14 protein-coding genes and 2 pseudogenes are annotated in these 15,564 nt (G+C 60.6%); 6 read left to right on the top strand and 10 right to left on the bottom strand.

Going from position 1 to position 15,564, the window contains the following annotated elements; all coding sequences use genetic code 11:
* Positions 1 to 169: 169 nt before the first annotated feature.
* Complete coding sequence (locus D3Y57_RS10655; RefSeq protein ID WP_121152961.1) at positions 170 to 853, top strand: DUF4893 domain-containing protein; 684 nt, start codon at positions 170 to 172, stop codon at positions 851 to 853.
* On the opposite strand, the pseudogene egtD reads toward D3Y57_RS10655, so the two are convergent.
* The 4 genes and pseudogenes from egtD to D3Y57_RS10635 all read right to left on the bottom strand — a co-directional run bounded on the left by egtD (position 850) and on the right by D3Y57_RS10635 (position 4,004).
* Positions 850 to 1,817, bottom strand: a pseudogene (gene egtD / locus D3Y57_RS10650) (L-histidine N(alpha)-methyltransferase). The gene D3Y57_RS10655 and the pseudogene egtD sit on opposite strands and share 4 nt — an antisense overlap.
* A complete protein-coding gene (egtB, locus tag D3Y57_RS10645; protein ID WP_121152960.1) occupies positions 1,818 to 3,113 on the bottom strand; it encodes an ergothioneine biosynthesis protein EgtB in 1,296 nt (431 codons plus the stop codon).
* An 84-nt stretch (positions 3,114 to 3,197) separates the two neighbouring features.
* Positions 3,198 to 3,764 (bottom strand): cob(I)yrinic acid a,c-diamide adenosyltransferase, encoded by a 567-nt coding sequence (locus D3Y57_RS10640; RefSeq protein ID WP_121152959.1) that lies wholly within the window; start codon positions 3,762 to 3,764, stop codon positions 3,198 to 3,200.
* Positions 3,765 to 3,773: 9 nt separating this feature from the next.
* Positions 3,774 to 4,004, bottom strand: coding sequence for a twin transmembrane helix small protein (locus tag D3Y57_RS10635; protein ID WP_121152958.1), 231 nt, complete (start codon positions 4,002 to 4,004; stop codon positions 3,774 to 3,776).
* 184 nt (positions 4,005 to 4,188) lie between these two features.
* On the opposite strand from D3Y57_RS10635, the gene D3Y57_RS10630 reads away from it, so the two are divergent.
* Entirely contained in the window at positions 4,189 to 4,755 is a 567-nt protein-coding gene (locus D3Y57_RS10630) for an HNH endonuclease (RefSeq protein ID WP_121152957.1), read from the top strand.
* A 1-nt stretch (position 4,756) separates the two neighbouring features.
* Here the strand turns inward: D3Y57_RS10630 and D3Y57_RS10625 are convergent, their stop codons facing one another.
* A complete protein-coding gene (locus tag D3Y57_RS10625; RefSeq protein WP_121152956.1) occupies positions 4,757 to 5,380 on the bottom strand; it encodes a glutathione S-transferase family protein in 624 nt (207 codons plus the stop codon).
* A gap of 24 nt (positions 5,381 to 5,404) precedes the next feature.
* Positions 5,405 to 6,445 carry a rod shape-determining protein gene (locus D3Y57_RS10620; protein WP_121152955.1) on the bottom strand — a complete coding sequence of 347 codons (1,041 nt, stop codon included), beginning with the start codon at positions 6,443 to 6,445 and terminating at the stop codon, positions 5,405 to 5,407.
* Between the two features lie 193 nt (positions 6,446 to 6,638).
* On the opposite strand from D3Y57_RS10620, the pseudogene ppc reads away from it, so the two are divergent.
* Together ppc and D3Y57_RS10610 are read left to right on the top strand one after the other, a co-directional pair.
* Positions 6,639 to 9,302: pseudogene (gene ppc, locus D3Y57_RS21370) on the top strand (phosphoenolpyruvate carboxylase).
* A 60-nt stretch (positions 9,303 to 9,362) separates the two neighbouring features.
* Positions 9,363 to 9,944 carry a response regulator transcription factor gene (locus tag D3Y57_RS10610; RefSeq protein WP_121155767.1) on the top strand — a complete coding sequence of 194 codons (582 nt, stop codon included), beginning with the start codon at positions 9,363 to 9,365 and terminating at the stop codon, positions 9,942 to 9,944.
* Here D3Y57_RS10610 and D3Y57_RS10605 read toward each other — a convergent pair.
* Positions 9,919 to 10,872 (bottom strand): CorA family divalent cation transporter, encoded by a 954-nt coding sequence (locus tag D3Y57_RS10605; RefSeq protein ID WP_121152954.1) that lies wholly within the window; start codon positions 10,870 to 10,872, stop codon positions 9,919 to 9,921. The two genes, D3Y57_RS10610 and D3Y57_RS10605, sit on opposite strands and share 26 nt — an antisense overlap.
* Positions 10,869 to 11,627 (bottom strand): precorrin-2 dehydrogenase/sirohydrochlorin ferrochelatase family protein, encoded by a 759-nt coding sequence (locus tag D3Y57_RS10600; protein WP_121152953.1) that lies wholly within the window; start codon positions 11,625 to 11,627, stop codon positions 10,869 to 10,871. The genes D3Y57_RS10605 and D3Y57_RS10600 overlap by 4 nt, the downstream gene beginning before the upstream one ends.
* 65 nt (positions 11,628 to 11,692) lie before the next feature.
* On the opposite strand from D3Y57_RS10600, the gene D3Y57_RS10595 reads away from it, so the two are divergent.
* Positions 11,693 to 12,043 (top strand): DUF3147 family protein, encoded by a 351-nt coding sequence (locus tag D3Y57_RS10595; RefSeq protein ID WP_121152952.1) that lies wholly within the window; start codon positions 11,693 to 11,695, stop codon positions 12,041 to 12,043.
* Positions 12,044 to 12,089: 46 nt separating this feature from the next.
* On the opposite strand, the gene lysA is transcribed toward D3Y57_RS10595, so the two are convergent.
* A complete protein-coding gene (gene lysA, locus D3Y57_RS10590; RefSeq protein ID WP_121155765.1) occupies positions 12,090 to 13,352 on the bottom strand; it encodes a diaminopimelate decarboxylase in 1,263 nt (420 codons plus the stop codon).
* Positions 13,353 to 13,591: 239 nt separating this feature from the next.
* Complete coding sequence (gene argH / locus D3Y57_RS10585) at positions 13,592 to 14,968, bottom strand: argininosuccinate lyase (protein WP_121152951.1); 1,377 nt, start codon at positions 14,966 to 14,968, stop codon at positions 13,592 to 13,594.
* Between the two features lie 16 nt (positions 14,969 to 14,984).
* On the opposite strand from argH, the gene D3Y57_RS10580 reads away from it, so the two are divergent.
* Positions 14,985 to 15,554 (top strand): TlpA family protein disulfide reductase, encoded by a 570-nt coding sequence (locus tag D3Y57_RS10580; RefSeq protein ID WP_239026030.1) that lies wholly within the window; start codon positions 14,985 to 14,987, stop codon positions 15,552 to 15,554.
* Positions 15,555 to 15,564: the final 10 nt, after the last annotated feature.

The following is a 15,564-nucleotide window of genomic DNA, read 5'->3' as shown; positions in this document are numbered from 1 at the left end:
CGAAAAAACAACAGCTTGCCTATGCCTCGGTAAAAGCCCGACAGTCGCCTCCTTTGGAGTCAGGTCGGGAACAGTCAGTTGTTAACCAATTGGTAACTTTTTAATTTCATACTTCGTTAATGATTCAAGCGCGACGCAGAGTAAGCGTGGTGGCAAGGAAATCGGCGTTATGTTCCGCACTTTGACAGTTTTGTCAGCGCTCACTCTGCTGAGTCTGGCGGGATGTAAGGCGACCGTGCAGTCTCCAGGGACGGTCGCCGTGGTGCCATCTGACGACGCCCCACGTGCCAACGATTGGCAGTTGATCGTGAGCGACGTCGATGCGGCGCGTATCGGCAAGATCGGATCAAGCTGGGATGCGGCACTTGCCGACGTTCGCGCACATGGCGGCGCGAAAGCGATCGCGGCCGAGGGCGCGTTGCTCGATCCGAAAGCTGCATTGCCACGTCCGGCACCTCCGCCGGGTGTCTATCACTGCCGTGTTGTCCGGCTTGGGCTGACAGAAGAAAACCGCACCAAGGCATGGGCGGTGTTCAAGCCATTCTTCTGTTTCGTGGCTGTCGAAGGTCCATTGCTCACCTTTACCAAAGGGACCGGCACGCATCGTCCGGGCGGTCGGTTATGGGACGATAGCGACACACGCATGGTTTTCCTCGGGAGCGTTTCAGCAAAGCCTGACGGACCGCTTCCAGCCTATGGCGACGACCCAATGAGCAATCAGGTTGGGGTCGTCGAACACATCGGTGACTTTCGCTGGCGAATGGTGATTCCGGGGTCGACGCCCGAAGCCAAGCTCGATGTCATGGAATTACTGCCCGATGCACCCGTGCAGGTCGTTAAGCCGGCGACCTAGGGGGCGTTACGTTGAGGCCGGGCCTCGGCAAGGATAAGCGCGAACTGGCAATTTTTGTCGGTCCACTCGGCCACCGGCGACCAACCACCCGCGCGTAACAACACGCGCGCGTCGCGTGGGCCATATTTATGGCTGTTTTCGGTGTGGATCGTTTCGCCGCTGGTCATTGCAAATGGCTGTCCGTCGATCATGAAATCGACGTCGCGGATCGCTTCGAGATGCATTTCAATGCGTGCGTAATAATCGTTCCAGATGGCTCGGTGGCGGAAAGCTTCGATCGGGATCGTGCCGCCAAGCTCGCGATTGATGCGCACCAGCAGGTTGAGATTGAACCGCGCCGTAACGCCCGCCGCATCGTCATAGGCGGCGGTCAGGATGTTCTCATCCTTCACCCGGTCCATGCCGATCAACAACATTGCGCCGGTCCCAAGCGTTTCGCGCATCGTCCGCAGCAGGTCGACGCTGGTCCGCGCGATCATGTTGCCGATCGTCGAACCCGGAAAAAACCCCAGCTTCGGCGTGACGGCAATCGCGTCGGGCAGAGCAAAGGGCTTCATGAAATCAGCTTCGACGGGCAATACCGAAAGTCCCGGAAACCCCTTTGCCAGTTCGGCCGATGATGCGCGCAGGAAATCGCCCGAAATATCGATGGGCACATAGGCCGCGGGCGACACCGCGCGCAGAAGGTGCGGCGTTTTTACCGACGACCCCGACCCGAATTCAACGACCGCGCGACCCTCTCCGGCAATTCGCGCAACATCGCCGCTATGCTTTTCCAAAAGCGCGGTTTCGACACGCGTTGGGTAATATTCGGGTAAAGCTGTGATCGCCTCGAACAGTTCGGAACCGGCCCGATCGTAAAACCATCGGGCGGGAATGGCGCGGGGCGGGCAGCAAAGCCCGCCAGAACATCGCTGCGAAAGGCGGCATCCACCGTGATCTCGGGCGTTTCGTGGCGCAACATCTAAAGGTCTCGGGCCAGCCGTAGCCCCGAAAACTGCCAGCGCGCGTTCGGCGGAAAGAAATTGCGCGTGCTAACCCGTGATGATCCGCGCGGGGTCGCACAACTGGCACCCCTTAACACCATCTGCCCGCTCATGAACTTGCCGTTATATTCACCCACTGCGCCCTCGGCGGCGGCAAATCCGGGGTAAGGCAGGAAAGCCGATCCGGTCCATTGCCAGACATCGCCGAACATTTGCCGCAAACCGTCTGCGGCGCGCGCGGCGCGCGGTCGCACCGGGCCTGCGGTATCCAACTGGTTTCCGAAACACGGGTCACAGCTTTGTGCCGCGCTTTCCCACTCGGCTTCGGTCGGTAACCGCGCACCAGCCCAACGGGCATAGGCATCCGCTTCATAGTGGCTGATGTGCGCCACGGGGGCGGCGGGATGGAGCGCGTGAACGCCGTCCAGCGCAAAGGCGCGCCAGCCGTTATCGCTCGAACGCCAGTAAAGCGGCGCAGCGATGCCTTCCGCCTGCACCCATGCCCAGCCATCCGACAGCCACAGATCGGGGCGCGTGTATCCGCTATCCTCGATAAACGCCTGCCACTCGCTGTTTGTAATAAGGCGATCCGCCAGCGCGTGACGTCGCAGCCAGACGGTATGGCGTGGCCCTTCACAATCGAATGCGAACCCCTGGTTGGAATTTGTCGCATCATGGCCGATTTCGGCCGTGCCCTGTCGCCCCTCGACCCAGCGGAGTGGCTGGGGCATCGGGGCGGGTACGTTACGCGGGTGATCCCATACGGCGGGGTCGGTGGGATTCTGTGCAAACAGATGAAGCATATCGGTCAGCATCAATTCCTGATGCTGAGCCTCGTGATGGCAACCAAGTTCAATCAGTTCGTGCGCCCCCTTGGGCAGCGCGTCGAAAACGGTGCCGATCGCATAGTCCACATGTTCGCGATATTCGCGGATATCGTCGAGCGATGGGCGCGTAATCATGCCGCGCCGGGCGCGTGGATGACGCTCTCCCTCGCCCTCATAATAGCTGTTGAACAGGAAATGATAGGATTCGTCGAACGGCGCATAGCCGTGAACGAAATCGCGCAGGACAAAGGTTTCGAGAAACCATGTGGTGTGCGCAAGGTGCCATTTTGCCGGCGACGCGTCAGGCATCGACTGAACCGTCGCATCGGCATCCGACAATGTGTCTGCCAGTGCCAGCGTTCGCGCACGAGTACTGGCAAACAGAGCGGCCAGATCCTCGGTCGGTATTTCAGAATCGTGCAGAAGGTCTTGGGAAATCTTCGCCATAGCCAGCCTAGCCCCGTGTTATGCGAGCCTCGCGTGACACGCCAAAGAGTGAAAGCGATTTCGTTTCCGTTTGGTTCCTCTAACTCAGCGTGACGCGCCCGGCACCCATAAAATATCGTCGGCACCATTGGCGTTCGCGACCCGCGCCGCGACAAAAAGCCAGTCAGACAGGCGGTTGAGATACATGAGTGCGTGTGGGTTCAGTGCCGCGTCACCCGAGGCCGTCACAGCCGAACGTTCCGCCCGGCGCGCCGTCGCCCGCGCAACGTGCAGCGTTGCCGCCAATGACGACCCGCCGGGTAATATGAAACTGCGCAGAGGTGTCAGCGCGACGTTCATCGCGTCGATCTCGTCTTCAAGCCGCGTGACCTGCCCTGCGAGCGTTCGCAGCGTCATTTCATCCGGCTCGAAATCATCGCCGGGCGTTGCAAGATCCGCTCCCAGATCGAACATGTCGTTCTGGATCGTTCGTAGGCGCGCAAGCATTTCGCCCTCTGCATGGGCCGCAGCGACACCGATCAAGCTGTTGGTTTCATCGACATCGCCGATCGCCGCCATCCGCGAGGCATCTTTTGCAATGCGGCTGCCATCGACAAGCCCGGTCGTGCCATCGTCGCCCGTTCGCGTGTATATCTTGTTGAGTTTAACCAACGTCGCCGCCTAGTGGCGGGATATCAGCAACAGCAACGCAACCAGCAAAATTGCGACCGCCTGAAACGCGATACGTGCGGACATCATTTTGTTCTGCTGTTTGCTCGATACGCTCGGTCCATCGGGACCGGCCCGCAAATCGGCTTCGGTTGTTCGCAGGAATGTCACGATCCCCTTGATGAGCGCGAACAGCGTGGCCGCCATGGCCAACACGATGAGGATTACGAGAAATGTGGACATGAATGATATCTAGGCCGTCAGAGGGCAAAATCCAATGCCAAACCGCCGATGATCGGCCCTTCTCGAATAAATCGACGGTTGACCGCGAGTCATTGCCTGTGCTGTCATGGCGCTGTCATTCAAATCGCCTTAAAGGGTGTATTAGGACGACAAGGCAAAGAAGGCAGGGGGACAGGCGTTTCTCATGTATCATCCCGATCTTATCCGCCATCCTGACGGTTGTCCGGCGCTCGTCCTTAACGCCGACTACACGCCGTTAAGCTATTATCCGCTCAGTGTGTGGCCGTGGCAGACTGCGGTAAAGGCTGTGTTCCTCGATCGCGTCGACATCGTCGATCATTATCAGCGAGAGGTGCGGTCGCCCACGCATTCGATCAAACTGCCCTCGGTCATTGCGCTCAAATCCTATGTGAAGCCGTCGGCCTATCCCGCCTTCACGCGATTCAACCTGTTTTTGCGCGACCGTTTCCAGTGTCAGTATTGCGGGACCGGCACCGAACTGACGTTCGACCATGTCATCCCGCGCGCGCAGGGTGGGCGGACGACCTGGGAAAACGTCGCGACCGCCTGTTCGCCGTGCAACCTGCGAAAAGGGGGCCGCACGCCGAAAGAAGCCAAGATGCCGTTGCACATCGCACCCATCCGTCCGACTAGCTGGCAGTTGCAGGATCACGGGAAAAGCTTTCCACCCAACTATCTGCATCAGAGCTGGCGCGACTGGCTTTACTGGGACATCGAACTGCTCGCCTGATTTAATTCGCGAAAGAATAAGGTCCGCCGCGTTCCAGCGCGCGCTTATACGCAGGCCGCGCCTGAAACCGATTTACCCAGGCGTCGATATTCGGATGATTCGCGCGCTGCCCGAACACCGATGCGAACTCACCGACAAAACTGAGCTGTATGTCGGCCCCGGTCAGGTCGCCGAGCAGATATTCGCGATCCTTCAGCGCGTCATCGATATAGCCAAGGTGGTTTGCCATCTCACTGTCGATCCGCGGCTGGAGCGCAGCTGCGGCTTCGCCAAGCCGGGCCGTGTAAAGTTTCAGCATCAAGGGCAGCATCGCCGAACCTTCGGCATAATGCAGCCATTCGACATAGGACGTATAGTCCGCGCTGCTTTCGGCAGGCTGCAACCGGCCTTCGTCATATTTGCGGATGATGTAATCGACGATCGCGCCCGATTCGATGATCGTCTCCCCGCCGTCGGTGATAACAGGCGATTTGCCCAGCGGGTGGATTGCCTTCAGTTCGGGCGGTGCCAGGTTGGTCGTGGCATCCCGCTTGTAAAATTTGATGTCATAGGGAGCGCCCAGCTCTTCGAGCAGCCACAATATCCGCTGCGAACGCGATTGATTCAGGTGGTGGACGGTAAGCATGGCTCTCTCCTTCAAACCGGTCATTTACGCCAGTGTTAGAACGCCCTTATAAGCCGGGTCTTCCAGCGCGAGTCCAGCGCCGCGTGCAACACAGATCAGGGCATCTTCGGCAACGACAACGGGCAGACCGGTCGCTGCTGCAATAACCTCGTCGATATGTCCCAGCAGGGCGCCGCCACCGGTCAGGACGATGCCCTGATCGACGATATCGGCGGCGAGTTCAGGCGCTGTGTGTTCCAGCGCCTTGCGGACCGCCCACACGATCTGCGTGACCGGTTCGGCAATCGCTTCGGCGATTTCCGATTGCGTGATGGTGATCTCGGTCGGCCGCCCCGTCATCAGGTCGCGCCCACGCACTTGCATGCTCGTGCCCGGACCTTCTGGCGTCATCGCGCTGCCGATCGTGTGCTTGATGCGCTCGGCCGTCGCCTCGCCGATCATCAGATTGTGCTTGCGGCGAATGAAGGACGTGATTGCATCGTCGAGCTTGTCACCACCGACGCGCACCGAATTGCTATAGGCGAGCCCACGCAGCGACAGCACCGCGACCTCGGTCGTTCCGCCACCGATATCCACGACCATTGCACCGATAGGTTCGGTCACCGGCAAGCCCGCACCGATCGCCGCAGCCATCGGTTCCTCGATCAGGAACACGCGTGAGGCTCCCGCATTCGAAGCCGCGTCACGGATTGCCCGGCGCTCCACCGAAGTCGATCCCGACGGCACGCAAACGACGACTTCGTGGCGGCGGGGCAGCGTGGCAGGGCCACCCAATGCCTTGTCGATGAAAAACTTGATCATCTGTTCGGCCACATCGATGTCGGCAATCACGCCATCGCGCATTGGCCGAATCGCCTGAATGTCGTCGGGGGTTTTGCCCATCATCAACTTGGCATCGTTACCGACAACCTTGACGCGCTTTACGCCGTTGCGGGTTTCGATGGCGACCACCGACGGTTCGTTCAGGACGATACCCTTGTCGCGCACATAGACCACGGTGTTCACCGTACCCAGGTCGATGGCCATATCGTGTGACGCAAATCTCAAAAACTTGGGGATATACATGGTGTCGAGATGCGCCCTGATTTTACGAAGGAGGTTAATGGCTTGCCGTGCGTCCTGACCAGCGGCGGGGCAACCGGAACAGGAGCGCCGTGCGATGAAGTGCCGTATTAGTGCGTTGGAACAGACTCGTCACGAAAGCAAATCGCCCCGCAGATACGATTGACCGGTTTGCCGGTGCAGTGCAGCATGAGGCATGGCATCATCCGCACCGATCACGCAAAATCCCGACATTCGTTTTCTGGGCCGCTTGCTCGGCGATGTCATTCGCAGCTTTGGCGGAGAAGCGCTGTTCAGGCGGATCGAATACATCCGGTCCGCGTCAGTCGATCGCCACCGTGGGCTGGTCGGCGCGGAAGATGTGGACAACGGCCTTGGCGTCCTGACACTCGATGACACGCTGAATTTCGTTCGGGGCTTCATGCTTTTCTCGATGCTCGCCAATCTGGCAGAGGATCGTCAGGGGGTCGCGATAGAGGAGGGGCAGATGTTGCCCACGTCCTCGCCCGCCTCGCAGACGATGGGGTCGGCGCTGACAAAGTGGCCGCCATGCTCGAATCGGCACTCGTCATGCCGGTGTTGACCGCCCACCCGACCGAAGTCCGTCGCAAATCGATGATCGACCATCGGAATCGCATTGCCGAACTCATGCGGCTCCGCGACGCCGGCGTTGTCGAAACGGTCGATGGCGACGAAGTGGAGGCAGCGATCTCGCACCAGATCGCGCTGTTGTGGGAAACGCGTCCGTTGCGTCGTGAACGACTGTACGTTGCCGATGAGGTTGAGAACGCGCTCGCATGGTTGCGCGATGTCTTCCTGCCGACGCTGCCTGCTCTTTATGCCCGCTGGGACCGCGCGCTGGGACAGCATGTGGCATCCTTCCTGCGCGTGGGAAGCTGGATCGGCGGCGACCGCGACGGCAACCCCAATGTCGTCGCCGCATCGCTCGAACTTGCTATTGGACGTTCTGCCGAAACCGTCCTGACCGCTTATCTCGACGCTGTTCATGCCCTTGGCGCCGAGCTTTCGATCTCAACCGAACTCGCCACCGTCGATGAAAGCGTACTCGCCCTGGCAGAGGCCAGCGGGGATATGTCCGCCACCCGCGCCGACGAACCCTATCGACGCGCTGTCGCCGGTATTTACGCAAGGCTTTGCGCCACATTCGAAGTAATTGTCGGTAAGGCACCGGCCCGGACATCCTCGTTGAGCGGTGAAGCCTATGCCGATCCGCAAGCCTTTCGTGCCGATCTTCACGCGCTGGCAAAGGCGCTTTCGGGCGGCCCTCTGGCGACGGGCGGCGCGCTCGCTCGTCTGATCCGTGCGGTCGATATCTTCGGTTTCCATCTCGCCACGCTCGATCTTCGCCAGAACAGCGATGTTCACGAACGCGTCGTCGCCGAACTGCTGAAAGTCGCCGCCGTCGAAGTCAACTATCTCAGCCTTGACGAAGCCGCGCGTGTCGCCCTGCTTCGTCGCGAACTCGTCAGCCCGCGCCCCCTGTCAGGGCCGCACCTGAGCTATGGCGAGGAAACGGCCAAGGAACTTGCCATCTTCAAGGCCGCAGCTGATGCCAAGGCTCGTTACGGCGATGAAGCCATTGCCCGCGCGATCATCTCAAAGGCCGACAGCGTCTCCGATTTGCTCGAAGTCTATGTCCTGCTGAAAGAAGTCGGCCTTTACATGCCCGGCGCGACGCCATCCGCCACGGTCAGCGTTGTCCCACTGTTCGAAACCATCGCCGATCTGGAAGCCGGTCCCGGCATCATGGGCGATTTTTTCGCGATTCCCGAAATGGCGACCCTCGCCGTCACGCGCGGGCATCAGGAAGTCATGGTTGGCTATTCCGACTCCAACAAGGACGGCGGATATCTGACTTCCACATGGAGCTTGTTTCAGGCCAGCCTCGCGCTCGCCCCGTTTTCGAAAATGTCGGAACCGCGATGCAGTTATTCCACGGTCGCGGTGGTGCAGTCGGGCGGGGAGGGGGATCGTCCTTCGCCGCTATTCGCGCCCAGCCCCCGGCACCGTGCGGGGGCGCATTCGCATCACCGAACAGGGCGAAGTCATCGCCGCGAAATATGGCTCGCGAGAGAGTGCCGCCGTCAATTTGGAAGCGATGGCGGCTGCGACTTTGCTTGCCAGTCTCGAACCCGAACTGCTGCCCGCTGTCGACGCGAAACGGTTTGCCGATGCGATGGACGAAATTTCCGCCGCTTCTTTCCGCGCCTATCGCGGACTGGTGTACGACACGCCCGATTTCCGCACTTTCTTTCACCAGATGACGCCGATCGCGGAGATCGCCACGCTAAAAATCGGTTCGCGCCCTGCCAGTCGCACCAAGTCGGACCGGATCGAGGATTTGCGCGCGATCCCCTGGGTCTTCAGTTGGGCGCAGGCGCGCGTCATGCTGCCGGGCTGGTACGGCGTCGGCCATGCGCTCGAAGGGTTTGCCGACAAGGGGCTGCTTGCCGAGATGGCGCAGGGCTGGCCGTTCCTGCAATCGGTCCTCGCCAATATGGAAATGGTCCTCGCCAAATCGGACATGAACATCGCCGCGCGTTATGCGGCGCTGGTCGAGGATCGGACGATGGCCGATGCGACGTTCGGCACGATTCGCGATGGCTGGGCAAAAGCTCATGATTGTCTGTTGTCGATCACCGGCCAGTCACGTTTGCTGGCGGCTAATCCTTCGCTCGACGTGTCGATTCGCCTGCGCACTCCCTATATCGAACCGCTCAATCTGTTGCAGATCGAACTTCTGAAACGTCATCGCGCCGGAGAGGAGGATACCCGCATTGCAGAGGGTATTCAGTTGTCGATCAACGCGATTGCGACGGCTTTGCGGAATAGTGGTTAAACCCGTCAAAACGACGATTAAGGCAACGTCGTGTTAACCAGTTCCGTCTAGCTTATGTTCATGGACAAATTTCTCCCTAGCCTGCCCCAGACCAATCCCGCGACCGGTCGCGGAGAGATTATCGTTGTCGATGACAACCGCACCAACCTTTCGGTGATGGGTCTTCGACTGACGCGCATGGGATATGCGACGACGCTGGTCGACGGCCCGATTACCGCGCTCGATATGATTCAGGCGCAACGTTTCGACCTGATGATTCTCAATATGACGATGCCTCTGATGTCGGGCATCTCGGTTTTGGGTGAAATCCGCGCCGAGCCGATGACGCGGTATATGCCTGTCCTGATGATTACCGCGCGCAGCGATCCGGGGGCCGCAATCGACGCACTTGGAGCCGGGGCCGACGATCATGTCGTCAAACCATTTGATTTCGATACACTGGGTGCCCGTATCGAACGATTACTGGACCGTGCGCGCACACTCGAAGGACTGCGCCGCGCCAACGCCGCGCTCGACGCGCGAATCGCTCACCGCGCCGTCGAATTGAGCGAAGTCCGCGCCGAACTCGCCGAAGCCGAAGCCGCGCACCGCGAGCTTCAACAGCAATATCAGGCGCTCAGCGAAACCACTTGGCACGGATAAAATAAGCGCCGACGGCGACGGCTACTGCGATACAGACTGCGCAGACAGTCATGAAAGCCCAGGGTTCGTGGGCATAGGGTATGCCATCGACGTTCATGCCGAGCAGCCCGGTCAAAAACGTCAGCGGCAGGAACACCAGCGCCACCACTGAAATCACCAGACTGCGCGTGTCGATCAATTCCGCGCGTAAATCGGTCAGTTGTTCGTGCATCAGCGCCGAACGTTCGCGTATCGCCTCAAGCTCCTCGGCCATGCGCGCTGCACGATCCGCAGCTTCGCCCAGATGCGCGCGATCGTCGTCGGTCAACCACGCGGCGTCGATTCGGGCCAGCTTTTCCAGCGCCTGCCGTTGAGGCGCGACGAACCGGCGATAGGCAATGGCCTTTGCCCGCGTCGCCGCAATGGTCCGGCGCATCGAAAACGCGTTTTTGGCGTCGAACAGTTCCTCGCAATCGTCCAGCGTGTCGCCGAGTTCGGCCACATCGGGATCGAGTTCGGCGGTGATCGTAGTCGCCAGTACGCAGACCAGATCGCCGGGATCGAGGATTTTTCCCGCCAATATGTCCTGATCCAGTGTTTCCAGCGCCATCAGATCGCGCATCGTCAGCGAAATGACGCGCTTATGCGATGCCCATATCCGAACCGAAGTCAGCATATCGGTGAAATCCGCAGCCTCTTCGCCCGGCCCGCGCATGTTCAGGATTGCACCGCCATCGACCAGATCGGTGCGTGGGCGCGTCTCGGTGGCAATCAGCGCGTTGACGACGATATTCGGCAGATCCTGCGTGTTCAGCCAGTCGAGTGATGCGGGGTCGTTCCCGTCGAGATGAACCCAGACCAGATCCGCGGTTCCCATTGCGGCGGTGGCTTCGTCGCGTCCTACTGCCGCGGCATTGTTTCCGGTAACGACATAATTGCGTGCGCTCATGAAGCGGCCATTTCGATGGTGAGGGTCAATCCCGGACCCGGAGAGGAGGAGGGAGGACCGCTCATCCTAACGGCATCGGCGCGGGCGCGGGCAAGGATAACGGGCGGAACATCAGGGGCGGCATAGACGCGGTCGGCCTCGCCCAGCAAGCGCGCCTGTTTCAGCGTCAGGTCGTCGGGATCGGGCGATGTCAGGCAAATGGTCATCGTCCGGTCCCCCGTCTCCACGTCGGACTTTAACCACGCAGCGACGTCATGCGTTCCGGCCACCGGATCGAGCATACCGCCCGCCGCCAGCGCCGCATCCAGTGCGCGCCGCCGTTGCCCTGCATCGGGCCATCGTGCCCTTATCGCTGCGCGGGCCGCAGACAAAGCCCGCGCCAATGGACCCACGGTGGGCGGCAACAAAACTTCGATTCGCTGACGCAGGATCTTCGCGAGTCCCGCCGAAGCGCCGCCGGTTCCAATTGCAATCAGGACAGGGTCGCGATCGACGATGGCGGGCAGGGTAAAATCGCATAGTGCCGGGCGATCGACAGCGTTCACCAATATCCCCCGCGCTTTCAATGCGGCCACGGCGGCTTCTGCCTCCGCATCGTCTTCCAGCGCCACGACAGCCAGCGCCGCAGTGCCTTCAGAAATGACTACAGCTCCTGCGCGCTCCAACACCCGCCGCTTCGCATCGGCAGCTTCGCCCTCGCCGATCAGAATGACCGGGCGACCGTCAAGGTGAACAAATATCGGGAGACTGTGCATTGGTGCCGGACTGCCTAAGAACCGAACCGGTAGCAAGTTGCCGCGCAAAATGCTTTAGGCGGGTCATGCTCTATCTCATGATCAAGGCGTTGATATCCGGGGTCATCATCGCGTTGATCTCTGAAATCGCGAAACGCAGCCCGACGGCCGGTGCGCTTGTGGCCTCGCTCCCGCTCGTCTCGATACTCGGCATGATCTGGCTGTGGCGCGATACGCATGATGCCACGCGCATGGCGGCCCATGCCGGAGCCACTTTCTGGTACGTAATACCCTCTTTGCCGATGTTTCTGCTGATTCCGTACCTTTTACGTCACGGTTTCGGGTTCTGGAGTGCTCTTAGTGCCGGCTGCCTGCTCACAATCGCGCTCTATCTCGCCATGGTATTCATCGGCCCACGCTTCGGACTGCGCCTCTAAAAGTCCTACAGCGAAATAGCGATCACGCCAGCACTAACCACCACTGTCAGGACATCAACCACTCGGGCACACGCTCCGCACCCATGATCGTCGCCGCCGCAATCCGGTCGGCAACGACGGCGTACCGTCCACCGTCGACCAGCACTTCGGGCACCAGCGCGCGGCTGTTGTAAGTGCTCGCCATCGTCGCGCCATAAGCGCCCGCCGTCCGGAACACCGCCAGATCGCCCGCCCGCACCGCACCGCACTCACGCGCCATCGCGAAGGTGTCGGCACTCTCGCAAACAGGCCCCACGATATTGGCTGTCATCATTTCGCGCGTCTGGGCGACAGGGTCGAAATGGTGATAAGCATCGTAAAGCGCTGGTCGTGCCAGATCGTTCATCGCCGCATCGACGATCACAAACGGATGCTGGATGCCCGGCTTCACGCGGATTACGCTGGTCAGCAATACGCCCGCATTGCCGACGATCACGCGGCCCGGCTCGAACATCAGGGTCACGTCCCAGCCCTTGGTTACGCGCGCCACCATCGCGCCGTAATCCTCCGGCGTCGGTGGATTCTCGCCAGGGCGATACGGCACACCAAGGCCGCCGCCCAGATCGACGTGACTAACCGATAGCCCGCCACTCCGGATCGTTTCGACCAGCGTGCCGATCCGACCGAATGCCGCCGCCAGCGGCTCCAGATTTTCCAGCATCGACCCGATATGCAGTGCAACGCCGCGCATATTCAGGCCGGGAAGCGCCGCCAGCCGCGTGTAAATCGCAATCGCGTGACCGATCGGAACGCCAAACTTGTTCTCAGCCTTGCCCGTCGAAATCTTTGCATGCGTGCCGGCGTCCACATCGGGATTAACCCGCAACACGGCATCCGCGACCAGCCCCTTTGCCGCGGCGATTGCCGCCAGTTCCATGCCTTCTTCTTCGGATTCGATATTGAACTGGCCGATGTCGCGATCCAGCCCCTGCGCCAGTTCGACTCCGGTTTTGCCCACTCCCGAGAAGACGATCCGCTCCGGTGCCATGCCTGCGGCCAGTGCGCGTTCCAGTTCGCCCCCCGAAACAACGTCCGCGCCCATGCCTTCCCGAGCCAATACTCGCAGCACTGCAAGGTTGGGATTAGCCTTTACCGCAAATGCGACATCGACCTTCCCTGCCTGGGCCACGGCTTTCTGAAAGACCTGCGCGTGGCGTTCCAGCGTCGCACGTGAGTAGACGTAAACAGGTGTCCCGACATGGCGCGCAATGTCGGTTAGCGGCACATCCTCGCAGTGGAGGATGCCGTTACGGTAATCGAAATGGTTCATAAATTCAGCCCGGTGGGGGAGGTCGAACGGATCGGCTTTGCGCTTTTCCGAATGGGACAGCAGTTCGTCGATCCGCTGCGGTCTGGCCTGATTAGTCGGTGTCATCAATTGTTCAGGCGTCGGCACGGTCTTCGCCGCATAGGGTTTCTGGGGCAGGCTGTGCCCAGCCTCCGGTTTCAACCTCTGGCGCGAACCACACGCCGACAGCGCGACGATCAGGGCAAGAGCGAAAACAGCTTTCATGTGTGCGTCCCTAGCGAAACACGTGCCGCAGCAACAGCTTCTCTTACGCGCACCGGCGCGGTTCCACCATGACTGGTACGGCTGGCCACCGAAGCATCGACCGTCAGCACGCCGAACACCCGCTCGTCGATCCGCGCGTCGATCTCTTGCAATACGTCGAGCGGCAGATCGGCCAGCCCGCAAGCCCGGTCTTCGGCGGCCTTCACCGCGCGCCCAGTAATATGGTGTGCCTCGCGGAACGGAACGTCTGCCTCCCGCACCAGCCAGTCGGCCAGATCGGTCGCCGTCGCAAAGCCACTTTCCGCCAGCGCCCGCATCCGATCAGCGCGAAACGTTACGCTGCCGACCATTCCAGCCATCGCCGCAAGCGACAGTTCCAGCAGGTCATGTGCCTCGAAAACCGGCGGCTTATCGTCCTGCATATCCTTCGAATAGGCGAGCGGGAGGCCCTTCATCGTCACCATCAGCGCGGTCAGGCAACCGATGATCCGCCCGCTATGCCCGCGCACCAGTTCCGCTGCATCGGGATTACGCTTCTGCGGCATGATCGATGACCCCGTCGACCACTGATCCGGTAATGCGATGAACCCGAACGGCTGCGACGCCCAGATCACGAATTCCTCCGCCAGCCGCGACAAATGCAACGACGCTTGCGCCGCCGCCGTCAGATATTCGATGGCGAAATCGCGATCCGAAACGCTGTCCAGAGAATTTGAGGTCGGTCCATCGAAACCCATCGCCGCCGCCGTCGCCGCGCGATCAATCGCAAACCCCGTTCCCGCCAGCGCCGCAGCCCCCAAAGGGGACCGATTCAACCGTGCTCGCGCATCGGCAAACCGCGAACGGTCGCGCGCAAACATCTCAAAATATGCCATCAGATGATGACCCAGAGTGACCGGCTGCGCGCTCTGCAAATGGGTGAAGCCCGGCATTACTGTCTCGGCGTGCTCGTCCGCACGGCCAACCAAAGCCTCTTGCAAAGCTCGCAAGCCAGCATCGGTTTGATCGATCGCATCACGCACCCAGAGCCGGAAATCGGTCGCAACCTGATCGTTCCGCGACCGTGCCGTATGCAATCGCCCTGCAACGGGACCGATCAGTTCGGCCAGCCGTGCTTCGGTTGCCATGTGAATATCTTCAAGGCTCAGGTCGTCGGGTGGGCCATCGACCTCATACTCGGCCGCGACCGCCGCCAAACCATCCGAAATCGTCTTTGCATCGGCGACGGACAATATCCCTTGCGCACCGAGCATGGCGACATGGGCCTGTGACCCTGCAATGTCCTGCCGCCACAAACGCTTGTCGAATGGCAGCGAGGCATTTATCGCACGCATGACTGCATCCGGGCCTTCGGAGAAGCGCCCGCCCCACATTGCATTGGAGTCGCTCTTGCGCGCCGTAATCGCTCTTCTCCCGCTTGCCTTGCTCGCCGCGTGCGATAGGCAAACCAACACCGCCCCGCAAGCCAACGTCGCGGATTCTGCAAAACCAACCGAACCCGAGGCCGCAGGGACGCTCGACATCAGCCAGCGTGGGAAGGCTCCTCCGACAGAGTCCTTCAACGGTCCCGACGGCAAGCCCACGACCCTTTCCGCGTTCATCGGCAAGCCTTTTATCGTCAATTTGTGGGCGACATGGTGCGGCCCATGCGTGAAGGAACTGCCCTCACTCGACCGCCTCGCCGTCCGCGCTGGGGCCAAATTGCAGGTTCTGGTGGTCAATCAGGACGATACGAAACAGGCTGTTGATCCTGTTCCCGGCTGGTGGGCAGCGCATCCCCTTCCACATCTGGTGCTTTACCGCGATGGCCCCAACGCGCTGGGCTTTGCCTATGCCAGCGGGATGTTGCCCACTACGATACTGTACGACGCCAAGGGTAAGGAAGTGTGGCGCGTTATCGGCGGGATGGACTGGGACGGCCCACGCGCAAATACATTATTGGCGGAGTTTGTGGGATAGGAGCGCGAAA

Origin of the sequence: Sphingomonas paeninsulae, from assembly GCF_003660165.1 — a bacterium.
Lineage (GTDB): Bacteria > Pseudomonadota > Alphaproteobacteria > Sphingomonadales > Sphingomonadaceae > Sphingomonas_O > Sphingomonas_O paeninsulae.
The sequence above is the reverse complement of the archived record's forward strand: the minus strand, read 5'-3'. Positions and strand labels throughout refer to the sequence as shown.